This window comes from Yersinia alsatica (assembly GCF_902170305.1).
Lineage (GTDB): Bacteria > Pseudomonadota > Gammaproteobacteria > Enterobacterales > Enterobacteriaceae > Yersinia > Yersinia alsatica.
Window position 1 is genome coordinate 110,563 of record NZ_CABHWW010000015.1, and the last position, 13,062, is coordinate 123,624.

Consider the following 13,062-nt stretch of genomic DNA (forward strand, 5'->3'; position numbering starts at 1 on the left):
GGTTAAGATTCATGCTTATTTTGCGATGCACGGCGCATCCGACGTTTGAGACGTTTGATAAAACGCGCCACTCGCCATGCCCGTTTAATGCAGTAGCCATACAACAGAAATGCAAGCAAGAATAGTGCCAACATGACCCATTCGGGGACAAATGCCAGCCGTTCTCCGATAACACCTACTGCCGCCAACAACACCGCTGCCAGAGTGATTAAGACAAAAGCCTGCCGAGAAGTAAAACCGGCACGCATAATTAAATGATGGATATGCTGGCGATCGGGAGAGAAAGGACTCATACCCTTGCGTAAACGCCGATACATGATGGCAATCATATCCATCAATGGAATGGCAATAATCCACAATGCAGTCACCGGATTAATCGGATGGGCATTCCCTTGAGTACTTTGCAACAGCAACCAAATAGCCGTGAAACCAATCAGAGTACTACCAGCATCTCCCATAAAGACTTTATAGCGACGCCCTAGTAATCCAAGGTTCAGTAAGATATACGGCAAAATGGCGGCGATCATCGCAAAACACCACAGCGCTAATGCCATCTGTCCGCTTTGGTACAGCAAAATACCCATGGCTCCAAAGGAGACGCAAGACAGCCCACCCAGTAAGCCATCAATACCATCCACCATATTGAACGCATTTATCGCCGCCCATACCGCAAACAGTGTGACAACATAGCCGAACGGCCCTAACACCATTTCCCATGGGCCAAAAGCATGGCCTAAGCTGCGCAAATAAAGCCCGCCGATTACCATCATGGCAATACCGACCAGCGCCTGGATAAAAGCTCGGATTTTTACACTGATATCAAAGCGATCATCTAAAGCGCCGATAAACACCAATAAACCGGCGCAACCGAGGTATAAACGGAAATGGGGAACTTGCTGGTTAGTAATCAGAAAGGCAAAACAAATACCCGCAAACACGGATATTCCACCCACTAATGGGATCAAGCCTTGGTGGCGTTTACGATAATTAGGTTTATCGACTAATCCAATTTTCTTGGCAACTTTGCGAGCAGCAAATAAAAATGCCAGAGAAAACAGGAAAATAACAAATATTTCAGTACTCATTGTGAGTAAGTTCACGTTTAACCGCTCTCTGCAAAAAGATACGACAGCTTAGCATGTGGCTTGGCGTATACCACGCATTCCCCATGCTTTCAGTTATTTCTGAATATGATGACAGCCTTGCTTGTTATTCCCAACTCTATTTTTGGTATTTTCTCATTGGTAGTGAGAATAAGTCCAAAAATAGAGGTAAGTTCGATCTTTTTATCCATATGATGGATAACAAACCCGGCTATCGTATATTCCAAATGCAAAAAACGCCACGGCTGAGCGTGGCGTTTTAACAAAACAAGCTATACCCATCATCTTTCAGGCCGCAACATTATTAGCAGCCATCATTCACTCAAACCATCGAATTATCTCAACGCTTTGAGTTCACTCAGTTGCCACCTACCTGCGACTCAAAATCTATTGGGTATAAACTTACGAACGTCTCATGTTATCGAAGAACTGATCGTTGGTTTTTGCTGTTGCCAATTTGCTGATGAGGAACTCCATTGCATCGATTTCACCCATTGGATGAAGAATACGACGTAAGATCCACATTTTTTGCAGCTCTTCAGTGGTGGTCAACAGCTCTTCTTTACGAGTACCAGAACGGTTGAAATCAATCGCTGGGAACACACGTTTTTCGGCAATTTTGCGCGACAGATGCAGTTCCATGTTGCCGGTACCTTTAAATTCTTCATAGATAACTTCATCCATTTTAGAACCGGTATCAACCAATGCGGTGGCAATGATGGTCAGGCTACCGCCCTCTTCAACATTACGTGCGGCACCAAAGAAACGTTTAGGACGATGCAAGGCGTTAGCATCGACACCACCGGTCAATACTTTGCCTGAAGCAGGTACCACGGTGTTGTATGCACGGGCCAGACGGGTAATCGAATCCAGCAAAATGATAACGTCTTTTTTATGCTCAACCAGACGTTTAGCTTTCTCGATAACCATTTCGGCCACTTGCACGTGACGGGATGCTGGTTCGTCAAAAGTAGAAGCAATAACTTCACCTTTCACCAGACGTTGCATCTCGGTCACTTCTTCCGGACGCTCGTCAATCAGCAATACCATCAGTACGCAATCAGGGTGGTTATAAGCAATGCTGGTCGCAATGTTCTGCAACAGCATGGTTTTACCCGCTTTTGGCGGAGCCACAATCAGACCACGTTGGCCGCGACCGATTGGCGATGCCAAATCAAGTACACGAGCGGTTAAATCTTCAGTCGAACCATTACCGCGTTCCATGCGCAAACGAGAGTTGGCATGTAATGGGGTTAAGTTTTCGAACAGGATTTTGTTACGGGCGTTTTCCGGTTTGTCGTAGTTAACTTCGTTAACTTTCAACAATGCAAAATAACGCTCACCTTCTTTCGGTGGACGAATCTTACCGGCAACGGTATCACCAGTGCGGAGGTTGAAACGGCGAATTTGGCTTGGGGATACATAGATGTCGTCGGGACCGGCGAGGTAGGAGCTGTCTGCTGAACGGAGGAAACCAAATCCATCCTGCAATATCTCCAACACACCGTCACCGAAGATATCTTCTCCACTTTTCGCATGCTGCTTAAGAATAGAGAAAATAATATCTTGTTTACGCATCCGGGCCAGGTTTTCCAGCCCCATATTTTCGCCAAGTGTTATCAGATCAGAAACCGGCGTGTTCTTTAATTCGGTAAGATTCATAATGGTGGGTTCTTAAACTCGGGGTATGTCTCGAACTATGGTCGTGAATGGTATGGCAGCGTCATCCGTGCCTGTTTAACGGGACATTCAATCACCGGCCTTGGACAAACTACGCAAGTAATCACTTACGCGAGATTTGCGCGACACAACGGTATACAGATTGAAGGTGCCTTAGACTGATTTTGTAAAACACTAGACTGTCAAAAACCGATTGAGTTCATACATATTCTCAACACAAATTATTTCGACATAGAGTAAAACTTTAGATTCAAACTATTTAGATGCTACAGACTATTTCTTAGATACTAAAGAATAAGCTAGATGCTACAAACCCGGACTCAATACACAGGAATGTTCTATACGCAGTGAGGTAAACTTAACACGCTTCTTTGCAGGCGTCTAGCGGTCAGTGTGAGAAATCACAACTGCCGCTAGACACACCCGACGGCCTTGAAGCTACAGCGCTGTCAGCAGCTCTTACTCGCTCGAATCACCGACCACAATCAGCTTATCGGAACTTGCTTGTCTGCTGCCTTCCTGTAACGCCAATGACGTAGGGTGTAGGCGATTTAACGCCGCTTACAGATTTGCATCCAAGAATGCTTTGAGCTGACCTTTAGACAAGGCGCCAACCTTGGTGGCCACAACTTCACCGTCACGGAATAACAACAACGTAGGGATGCCACGGATACCATATTTTGGTGCCGTGCCCTGGTTTTCATCAATATTCAACTTAGTGATGGTCAGTCTGCCTTCGTACTCTTCAGCAATTTCATCCAAAATCGGAGCAATCATCTTGCACGGACCACACCATTCAGCCCAGAAATCGACCAGAACCAGGCCGCTGGCTTTCAGCACGTCAGTGTCGAAGCTGTCGTCACTCAGGTGAATAATTTTATCGCTCATGTTCTACTCCAAAGGATTGTGTCTACCTCGTTGGTGTAGCATTAACCAACAATAGGATGACTTTATTTCACCGGATACGCTTTCGTAAAGCAATAGTTAGCTGATATTCTACCACACTATGAGCAAAACACACTTGACCGAACAGAAGTTTTCCGACTTCGCCCTGCACCCGCTAGTTGTTGAAGCCCTTGAAAACAAAGGGTTTCAATATTGTACGCCTATTCAGGCGTTAGCATTGCCACTCACCCTATCCGGGCGTGATGTAGCGGGTCAGGCGCAAACAGGAACCGGCAAGACGCTGGCATTCTTAGCGTCTACTTTCCATTATTTGCTTTCTCACCCGGCAGAAGAGGGTCGCCAGACTAATCAACCACGCGCATTGATTATGGCACCAACGCGTGAATTAGCAGTGCAAATTCACTCCGATGCAGAATCACTTTCCCAGATGACTGGGCTGAAATTAGGCTTGGCTTATGGTGGTGACGGCTACGACAAACAGCTTAAAGTGCTGGAAAGTGGCGTTGATATTCTGATCGGCACCACTGGCCGTTTAATCGACTACGCAAAACAAAATTACATTAATCTTGGCGCAATTCAGGTTGTGGTCTTGGATGAAGCGGATCGGATGTACGATTTAGGCTTTATTAAAGATATCCGCTGGTTGTTCCGCCGCATGCCTTCTGTTGATAAGCGCTTAAACATGTTGTTCTCTGCCACTCTCTCGTACCGGGTACGTGAATTGGCATTCGAGCAGATGAATAACGCAGAATATGTTGAAGTGGAACCGTTACAAAAAACCGGCCACCGCATTCAGGAAGAGCTGTTCTATCCTTCAAATGAAGAAAAAATGCGTCTGCTTCAGACGTTGATTGAAGAAGAGTGGCCAGATCGCTGCATTATTTTTGCGAACACGAAACATCGCTGCGAAGAGATCTGGGGCCATTTGGCTGCTGATGGTCATCGTGTCGGTCTGTTGACCGGTGATGTCGCGCAGAAAAAACGTCTGCGTATTTTGGAAGATTTCACTAAAGGTGATTTGGATATTCTGGTTGCGACCGATGTTGCCGCCCGTGGTCTGCATATTCCACTGGTGACCCATGTCTTCAACTATGACTTACCAGATGACTGTGAAGACTATGTTCACCGCATTGGCCGTACCGGTCGTGCTGGCGAAAGTGGCCATTCCATCAGTCTGGCATGTGAAGAGTATGCATTAAACTTACCGGCTATTGAGACCTACACCGGTCATAGCATTCCGGTAAGCAAATATAATAGCGATGCGCTATTAACAGATTTGCCGGCGCCAAAACGTCTGGCCCGTACCCGTACCGGGAATGGCCCACGCCGTAACTCTGCCCCACGCCGCAGTGGTGCACCACGGAATAACCGTAAGCGACCGAGCTGATAAATGATGCTAAGTTCCACCTCACTTTATGCTGCCATCGATCTTGGCTCCAACAGTTTCCATATGTTGGTGGTACGTGAGGTGGCAGGCAGTATCCAAACATTGGCCCGCATCAAGCGAAAAGTCCGTTTGGCTGCCGGTTTGGATACCCAGAATCACCTGTCGCAAGAAGCGATGGAGCGTGGCTGGCAATGTCTGAAGCTTTTTTCAGAACGTTTGCAGGATATTCCTCTGGATCAGATCCGTGTGGTTGCGACAGCCACTCTGCGTCTGGCCTCGAATGCTGAAGAGTTCCTGCAAACTGCAACCGAGATCCTCGGTTGCCCGATCCAGGTTATCAGTGGTGAAGAAGAAGCCCGCCTAATTTATCACGGTGTGGCCCATACCACCGGCGGTCCAGAACAGCGTCTGGTGGTGGATATTGGCGGTGGCAGCACTGAGCTCGTGACCGGCAATGGCGCGCAAGCGAATATTCTGGTCAGCTTATCAATGGGTTGTGTCACTTGGCTGGAGCGTTACTTTAGTGACCGCAATCTGGCAAAAGACAATTTTGAACGTGCTGAACTGGCTGCCCGTGAGATGCTCAAACCCGTCGCCAAACGTTTTCGGGATCATGGCTGGCAAATCTGTGTCGGAGCCTCAGGTACCGTCCAGGCGCTGCAAGAGATCATGGTCGCTCAGGGGATGGACGAGCTGATCACCTTAGCTAAATTGCAACAACTTAAGCAAAGGGCCATTCAGTGCGGCAAGTTAGAAGAACTGGAAATTCCGGGTTTAACTCTGGAACGGGCGCTGGTTTTCCCCAGCGGCCTCTCTATTTTAATCGCGATATTCCAGGAATTGGCAATTGAAAGCATGACACTGGCTGGCGGCGCGCTGCGTGAAGGGCTGGTCTATGGCATGCTTCATTTACCGGTTGAGCAAGATATCCGTAGCCGAACGGTACGAAATTTGCAGCGCCGCTATTTACTTGATACCGAGCAAGCCAAGCGTGTCAGTAAATTGGCCGATAACTTTTTGCTTCAGGTAGAAAAAGAGTGGCATCTCGATGGCCGATGTCGGGAGTTATTGCAAAATGCCTGTTTGATTCATGAAATTGGGTTAAGCGTCGATTTTAAACGTGCTCCCCAACATGCTGCTTACCTGATTCGTAATCTGGATCTCCCTGGTTTTACCCCCGCTCAAAAGCTGCTGCTTTCTGCCCTGTTACAAAATCAGAGTGATACTCTCGACCTGTCGCTATTGAATCATCAGAATGCATTGCCCGTAGATATGGCACAACATCTGTGCCGCATACTACGTCTGGCAATTATTTTCTCCAGCCGCCGGCGGGATGATACTTTGCCTGCTGTCAGGTTGCGGGCGAATGGCGAGGAACTTTATGTGCTGCTGCCGAAGGGCTGGTTGCAACAACATCCTTATCGGGCCGAAGCATTAGAACAAGAAAGTCATTGGCAAAGCTATGTCCAATGGCCTCTATTGCTAGAAGAACTCAATTAAGTTTTCATGCTATTGGGTGGCTTTTCGCCGCCCGATCTTCCTTTGCCTCCCTCGCTAAAAAACTTATCTTACTGCGGTTACCTCTTACAAAATAAAGCAAAACTGTCAGAATGTGATCGTCGCCAGCTTAAAATAGAAACAATGTGTGTATTTTTATAAAACAGCGTTTCTTTATTGAGTTATTTGTTTTATACGCCACCTCCAGGGAAAGAACGCTGCGTCCAAATTGCTTAATCTCATTGATGAGGAACAAAAATGCGAGCACAGCTTCAACGCCACCATACCGCGGGTATGCTGGTGATTATTTCCGGTCTGATGGTCGGCACCCCCATGGCGATGGCTGCCAAATCAAATAGTCACGATGCCCCTCAGCAGGTGCAAGTGCCCACTCTCGCCTATGATGAAAGCAGCATTATTCTGGTGTGGAAAGCGCCTGAAGATACTCGCAAAATTGTTGATTATCAGGTTTATTCTGCTGGAAAATTGTTAGGTAGCGCCAGTGAGAATAATGATAAATTCTCGCCAGCCAAGCCCTATATCACGAATTTCTATGCCAATGACAAAGATAATTTTCAGCATAAAATCGTGATGCAAAACTTTACAGCCGTGGGCCTTAAACCGGAAACCAGCTACCAATTCACAGTGAAAGCGCAGTACGCTGACGGCTCTTTATCTGCAGCCAGTAAGCCCATCACAGCAAAAACCACCGCCAAACCACAGATTGTAAATGTGCGCGATTTCGGTGCAGTTGATGATGGTAAGACTCTGAATACCAAAGCGATACAGCAGGCAATTGATAGCTGTAAACCAGGTTGTCGCATTGAAATCCCTGCGGGTATCTACAAGAGTGGTGCGCTGTGGCTGAAAAGCGATATGACCCTTAATTTACAAGCTGGGGCGACTTTACTGGGTTCAGAGAATCCAGAGGATTATCCAGCGGGTTACCGCCTGTATCCTTATTCCACCATTGAGCGCCCAGCTTCATTGATCAATGCCATCGACCCAAATAACAGCAAACCCGGCACATTCAGTAATATCCGCATTACCGGCTCAGGCATCATTGATGGCAATGGTTGGCAGCGCGCGAAAACCGCTGAAATTTCAGACGAATTAGGCCATCCATTACCGCAATATGTTGCCAGTAAGAACAGCAAAGTGCATGAAGATGGCATCCTGGCCAAAAATCAGGTTGAGAAGGCGGTTTCTGACGGTATGGATTTAAAAAATGCTTATGGTCAACGCCGCTCTAGTTTGATGACATTACGCGGGGTAGAAAACGTCTATCTGGCTGGCTTTACCGTACGTAACCCCGCTTTCCACGGCATTATGAATCTGGAAAATCATAATGTGGTTGCCAATGGGTTAATCCATCAAACCTATGATGCGAACAATGGCGATGGTATTGAATTTGGTAATAGTCAGAATGTCATGGTGTTTAATAATTTCTTTGATACCGGCGATGACTGCATCAACTTTGCTGCTGGCACTGGGGAGAAGGCGCAACAGCAAGAGCCAATGAAAGGCGCATGGCTGTTTAATAACTATTTTCGTATGGGACATGGCGCAGTGGTCACAGGCAGCCATACCGGGGCTTGGATTGAAGATATTTTGGCTGAAAATAATGTCATGTATCTGACTGACATCGGCCTGCGTGCCAAGAGCACTAGCACCATTGGTGGTGGGGCGCGTAATGTAACTTTCCGGAATAATGCCATGCGCGACCTGGCTAAACAGGTGATGGTAATGACCTTGGATTATGCTGACAGTAATGCCAATATCGATTATCCACCAGCCAAGGTTCCAGCACAATTCTATGATTTCACAGTAAAAAATGTGACTGTAGATAATACTACTGGCAAGAATGCCTCTATTGAAATCAAAGGGGATACCGCCAATAAAGCCTGGCACCGCTTAGTGCACGTCAACAATGTGCAACTTAACAAGGTTAGCCCGACGGCCATCAGTGACTTACGTGACAGCGAATTCAATAAAGTGACGTTCACTGAATTACGCGGCGATACGCCATGGCACTTCAGTGAGATACAAAACGTCACGGTTGATGGCAAACCCGTCACGCCTTAGTACCTGCATACCTTGGTTTTGATCGATAAAAAACGGGCAGTAATGTATCGCCGCCCGTTATTATTTCGCGGCATCCGCGCCTATTTTTTGGCTTTCGCTAACTGAGCACGAATATTGGCCAGGTGGCTCTGCCCTTTTTGCATCCGCTCTTCTGGGCTAACAACTTTGCGCTCATTGTCCCATTTCAAGTCATCCTGCGGTAACTCCATCAGGAAACGACTGGGTTCCGGCCGGATCAACTCGCCATACTGACGCCGCTCTTTGCATAACGTGAAGAACAGCTCGCGCTGAGCACGAGTAATCCCCACATACGCCAACCGCCGCTCTTCATCCACATTATCTTCATCAATGCTGCTTTGGTGTGGTAGCAAACCTTCTTCCATGCCAACTAAGAACACATAAGGGAATTCCAACCCCTTTGAAGCATGCAGCGTCATGAGTTGCACTTGGTCCAACTCTTCGTCACTCTCTCCACGCTCCATCATATCGCGCAAGGTAAAGCGCGTAACAACTTGGGTCAGTGTCATCGGTTCATTCAGTTCCGACCCTTCCAACATTTCGGTCATCCAACTGAATAATAGATTCACGTTTTTCATCCGCATTTCAGCGGCTTTCGGGCTAGGAGAGGTTTCAAACAACCAGCTCTCATAATCGATACCGTGGATTAAATCCCGTACCGCCGCTACCGGTTCACGTTCTACCAACCGAATAATACCGTCCATCCAATGCGTAAAACGTTGCAATGACTCTAAACCACGCCCTTTCAAATGCTCGCCCAGTCCCAAGTCGAAGCTGGCACGGAACAAACTTTTATTGCGCACATTAGCCCATTCACCCAGCTTCTGAATGGTCGCTGAACCTATTTCACGTTTCGGCGTATTCACGATACGTAAGAATGCGCTGTCATCATCCTGATTGGTCAAAACCCGTAGGTAAGCCAATAAGTCTTTGATCTCCGGACGAGAGAAAAATGAATCGCCCCCTGAAATCCGGTAAGGGATGCGGTTCTGCATCAACAGTTTTTCAAATAAGCGCGACTGATGGTTACCACGATATAAGATGGCATAGTCGCTATATTGCGTCTTTTTAACAAAGTGATGAGCGATAAGTTCACCGACCACTCTTTCGGCTTCATGATCTTCATTATTGGCAGTAATGACTTTTAGCTCATCACCATATCCCAGCTCAGAAAACAGTCGTTTTTCAAAAACATGGGGGTTATTGGCAATCAAAATGTTGGCTGCTTTCAGGATTCGACCAGAAGAGCGGTAATTCTGCTCCAGCTTGATCACTTGTAGCTGCGGAAAATCCTCATTCAGCAAGACTAAATTCTGTGGTCGTGCACCACGCCATGAATAGATGGATTGGTCATCATCACCCACTACAGTAAAGCGCGCCCGACTACCGACCAATAATTTAACCATTTGATATTGGCTGGTATTGGTATCCTGATATTCATCTACTAATAGATAACGCAGACGATTTTGCCAGCGCTCACGCACTGCCAGATTATTTTGCAGCAACAACGTTGGCAAAGAGATAAGGTCGTCAAAGTCCAGCACATTGCAAGCTTTCAAATGGGCGTCATATAAGCCATAGCAATGAACAAACAGCTTATCGCGCTCGGATCGTGCCAATGCAGCTGCTGCTGCTGGGGAGAGCAGATCATTTTTCCAGTTGGAGATCGCCGAGATCAACTGTTGCAATAACGTTTTGTCGTCTTCCAGCCACTTATGGGTTAGATCTTTCAACAGACCTAACTGATCTTGGGCATCGAACAGCGAGAAGTTCGATTTCATCCCCAACGCGGCATACTCTTTTTTGATGATTTCCAGCCCCAAAGTATGGAAGGTGGCAATCATTAGCCCCCGTGCTTCTTTCCGCCCCAGAGTTTGAGCCACGCGCTCTTTCATCTCGCGCGCCGCTTTGTTGGTAAAGGTTACCGCAGCAATATGTTTGGGTTGATAGCCGCACTGGCGAATCAGATGGGCAATCTTGTTAGTAATGACCCGGGTTTTGCCCGATCCCGCACCGGCCAACACCAGACAGGGTCCAGTGACAAATTCGACGGCTTGTTGCTGGCTGGGATTTAATCGCATGGCACTCGGAAGCTCTGTGGGTTAACAAGGAGGAACAGGATTGTAGCAGAAAGCGGCCAATGAAAAAAAACCACCTGCGGTTTTTGATTGGTAAAACTCCACTCGTAGATTTGTAAAACACCGCCCACAAGGGCCCCATCACCCTCAAAATAAGCTACACTGGCGCGCTTCGAACTCGATTGAAGATAACCTTCCTTCAAGACTCAATATATTAGTGGTGATTGTTACTATGGCAAACAAAGCTTCCGCGCTGCACATTCTGGTTGATGATGAAAAGCAGGCGAATGATATTCTGGCGCAGTTGAATAACGGTGCTAATTTCCAAGAGTTAGCGAAAAAGTTCTCTAACTGCCCGTCAAAACGTAACGGCGGCGACTTGGGCGAGTTCAATAAAGGGGATATGGTTCCGGCATTCGATAAAGCGGTATTTAGCTGTGAATTGCTGCAACCTTATGGCCCAGTAAAGACCCAATTCGGTTATCACATCATTAAAGTGTTGTACCGTAACTAAGTTAGTCGTGTACTTAAAGCGACAAATAAAAAGCCTCCCGTTTGAACTATATTTCCAAATATCAGATTGTTATCCAACATTTGGGGCACAGTTCATGCAGAGAGGCTTTTAGAATGACTAATTACTGGATACTGCACAAACCTGAAATAACCAGTAAGACAGCATCAAGCGTTATCGTCGCAGGCAGTTCTGGTACGGACAGCGCACAGCGACCGGAGCGTATACTAATACGTGAGGATCGCGAGCACTGCACAAACCTGAAATAACCAGTAAGATAGCTTGATTAACCCGCAACCGCGATACGTTTCATATCAGTCATATACCCACGCAGCTTATGCCCTACAGCTTCGATTGGGTGATTGCGAATAGCTTCGTTGACATCGCGCAGTTGAGCATTGTCTACCGCGGTACCGGCAATACTTTTACCCAGATCCCCAGCTTGCAGAGAATCCATGAATTTGCCTTTCAGCAATGGAACTGCCGCGTTAGCAAACAGGTAGTTACCGTATTCCGCAGTATCAGAGATAACCACGTTCATTTCATACAGACGCTTACGAGCAATAGTGTTGGCAATCAATGGCAGTTCATGCAGCGATTCGTAATAAGCAGACTCTTCGATGATGCCAGAAGCCACCATAGTTTCGAATGCCAGCTCAACCCCAGCTTTCACCATCGCAATCATCAACACGCCGTGATCGAAGTATTCTTGCTCAGAGATTTTGCCTTCATACTGTGGCGCATTCTCAAACGCGGTTCTGCCGGTCTCTTCACGCCAGTTCAGCAATTTAACGTCGTCTTCAGCCCAGTCGGCCATCATCCCGCTGGAGAACGCACCGGAAATAATATCGTCCATATGTTTCTGGAACAGCGGCGCCATAATCTCTTTCAGTTGTTCGGACAGTGCATAAGCACGCAGTTTAGCTGGGTTGGACAGACGGTCCATCATCAGCGTAATCCCGCCCTGTTTCAGAGCTTCAGTGATGGTTTCCCAACCGAATTGAATCAGTTTTTCAGCATAAGCAGCATCGGTACCCTCAGAAACCAACTTGTCGAAGCACAGCAGTGAACCGGCCTGCAACATACCACACAGGATAGTTTGCTCGCCCATCAAGTCAGACTTCACTTCAGCAACGAAAGAAGATTCCAGCACACCGGCACGATGGCCGCCTGTCGCCGCTGCCCATGCTTTGGCAATCGCCATACCTTCGCCTTTAGGGTCGTTTTCCGGGTGAACCGCGATCAATGTCGGCACACCAAAACCACGTTTGTATTCTTCACGAACTTCGGTACCTGGGCATTTTGGCGCAACCATCACCACCGTGATGTCTTTACGCACTTGCTCGCCCACTTCAACGATGTTGAAACCATGAGAATAACCCAGTGCTGCGCCATCTTTCATCAAGGGCTGAATCGCCTGAACTACCGCAGAATGCTGTTTGTCTGGTGTCAGGTTAACCACTAAATCTGCTTGTGGAATCAACTCTTCGTAGGTACCTACTTTAAAGCCGTTCTCGGTCGCTTTACGCCATGAAGCGCGCTTCTCTGCAATCGCTTCTTTACGCAGGGCATAAGCCACATCCAAACCGGAGTCACGCATGTTCAAGCCTTGGTTCAGACCTTGCGCGCCACAGCCGACAATCACCACTTTTTTCCCTTTCAGGTAGCCTGCTTCATCGGCAAATTCATCTCGTGCCATAAAGCGACACTTACCTAATTGCGCCAACTGCTGACGCAGGTTCAATGTGTTGAAATAGTTAGCCATGGTATTACTCCGTTCGGGTTCTGTTTTGTGGG

9 protein-coding genes are annotated in these 13,062 nt (G+C 47.3%); 4 read left to right on the forward strand and 5 right to left on the reverse strand.

Features of this window, described 5'->3' with window-relative positions; translation table 11 throughout:
• Positions 1–2: 2 nt before the first annotated feature.
• The 3 genes from wecA to trxA all read right to left on the reverse strand — a co-directional run bounded on the left by wecA (position 3) and on the right by trxA (position 3,671).
• Complete coding sequence (wecA, locus tag FTA96_RS11300; RefSeq protein WP_145573843.1) at positions 3–1,100, reverse strand: UDP-N-acetylglucosamine--undecaprenyl-phosphate N-acetylglucosaminephosphotransferase; 1,098 nt, start codon at positions 1,098–1,100, stop codon at positions 3–5.
• Positions 1,101–1,505: 405 nt separating this feature from the next.
• Complete coding sequence (gene rho, locus FTA96_RS11305) at positions 1,506–2,765, reverse strand: transcription termination factor Rho (protein WP_004704159.1); 1,260 nt, start codon at positions 2,763–2,765, stop codon at positions 1,506–1,508.
• Between the two features lie 579 nt (positions 2,766–3,344).
• The gene (gene trxA, locus FTA96_RS11310) at positions 3,345–3,671 is read right to left on the reverse strand and encodes a thioredoxin TrxA (RefSeq protein WP_004710101.1); all 327 of its coding nucleotides are present in this window, start codon (positions 3,669–3,671) and stop codon (positions 3,345–3,347) included.
• Positions 3,672–3,789: 118 nt separating this feature from the next.
• Here trxA and rhlB point away from each other — a divergent pair, with 118 nt between their 5' ends.
• From rhlB to FTA96_RS11325, 3 genes are all read left to right on the forward strand, one after another.
• Entirely contained in the window at positions 3,790–5,076 is a 1,287-nt protein-coding gene (rhlB, locus tag FTA96_RS11315) for an ATP-dependent RNA helicase RhlB (RefSeq protein ID WP_050110871.1), read from the forward strand.
• A 6-nt stretch (positions 5,077–5,082) separates the two neighbouring features.
• Positions 5,083–6,576 (forward strand): exopolyphosphatase, encoded by a 1,494-nt coding sequence (gene ppx / locus FTA96_RS11320; RefSeq protein ID WP_050110897.1) that lies wholly within the window; start codon positions 5,083–5,085, stop codon positions 6,574–6,576.
• 255 nt (positions 6,577–6,831) lie between these two features.
• On the forward strand, positions 6,832–8,658 hold the full coding sequence (locus FTA96_RS11325) for a glycosyl hydrolase family 28 protein (protein ID WP_145573844.1): 1,827 nt from the start codon (positions 6,832–6,834) through the stop codon (positions 8,656–8,658).
• An 80-nt stretch (positions 8,659–8,738) separates the two neighbouring features.
• On the opposite strand, the gene rep is transcribed toward FTA96_RS11325, so the two are convergent.
• The gene (rep, locus tag FTA96_RS11330) at positions 8,739–10,757 is read right to left on the reverse strand and encodes a DNA helicase Rep (RefSeq protein ID WP_050152159.1); all 2,019 of its coding nucleotides are present in this window, start codon (positions 10,755–10,757) and stop codon (positions 8,739–8,741) included.
• Positions 10,758–10,986: 229 nt separating this feature from the next.
• Here rep and ppiC point away from each other — a divergent pair, with 229 nt between their 5' ends.
• The gene (ppiC, locus tag FTA96_RS11335; protein WP_004704164.1) at positions 10,987–11,268 is read left to right on the forward strand and encodes a peptidylprolyl isomerase PpiC; all 282 of its coding nucleotides are present in this window, start codon (positions 10,987–10,989) and stop codon (positions 11,266–11,268) included.
• Between the two features lie 283 nt (positions 11,269–11,551).
• Here ppiC and ilvC read toward each other — a convergent pair whose 3' ends face one another.
• A complete protein-coding gene (gene ilvC, locus FTA96_RS11340) occupies positions 11,552–13,030 on the reverse strand; it encodes a ketol-acid reductoisomerase (protein ID WP_050110862.1) in 1,479 nt (492 codons plus the stop codon).
• Between the last annotated feature and the right edge of the window lie 32 nt (positions 13,031–13,062).

Bases quoted from the DNA above. Each gene is read 5' to 3' on its own strand.
- rho (WP_004704159.1), bottom strand. From the start codon at position 2,765: ATGAATCTTACCGAATTAAAGAACACGCCGGTTTCTGATCTGATAACA.
- trxA (WP_004710101.1), bottom strand. From the start codon at position 3,671: ATGAGCGATAAAATTATTCACCTGAGTGACGACAGCTTCGACACTGAC.
- rhlB (WP_050110871.1), top strand. From the start codon at position 3,790: ATGAGCAAAACACACTTGACCGAACAGAAGTTTTCCGACTTCGCCCTG.
- ppx (WP_050110897.1), top strand. From the start codon at position 5,083: ATGCTAAGTTCCACCTCACTTTATGCTGCCATCGATCTTGGCTCCAAC.
- FTA96_RS11325 (WP_145573844.1), top strand. From the start codon at position 6,832: ATGCGAGCACAGCTTCAACGCCACCATACCGCGGGTATGCTGGTGATT.
- rep (WP_050152159.1), bottom strand. From the start codon at position 10,757: ATGCGATTAAATCCCAGCCAGCAACAAGCCGTCGAATTTGTCACTGGA.
- ppiC (WP_004704164.1), top strand. From the start codon at position 10,987: ATGGCAAACAAAGCTTCCGCGCTGCACATTCTGGTTGATGATGAAAAG.
- ilvC (WP_050110862.1), bottom strand. From the start codon at position 13,030: ATGGCTAACTATTTCAACACATTGAACCTGCGTCAGCAGTTGGCGCAA.